This is a genomic window from Alkalihalophilus lindianensis (assembly GCF_032843265.1).
GTDB lineage: Bacteria > Bacillota > Bacilli > Bacillales > Bacillaceae_D > Alkalihalophilus > Alkalihalophilus lindianensis.
Window position 1 is genome coordinate 1 of record NZ_JAWJBA010000571.1, and the last position, 259, is coordinate 259.

Annotated in this window: 1 pseudogene; it reads right to left on the minus strand. The window is 34.4% G+C overall.

The features are described from left to right. A pseudogene (locus tag RYX56_RS23465) lies at positions 1-259 on the minus strand (glycoside hydrolase family 2); the annotation flags it as partial.

Consider the following 259-nt stretch of genomic DNA (forward strand, 5'->3'; position numbering starts at 1 on the left):
TTGATGCTTTCTGACACCGTTGTATCCCATTTCAAGCACCTTATCAATATCTGTTTCAAGTGCTTCTACAGAAGGTGGAGTTAAATCACTTTCCTTCCAATAACCTTGATCTAATATTAGACGTTGGTATAAATCCCTGTTATTTAGGAGAATTTTCCGGCCTTCAATAGAAATTTTACGCATTCCAAAATATGAGTTCACTAGATCAACAGAGTTACCCTCTTGAAATAATTCAAATTTGATATCGTATAGATTTGGA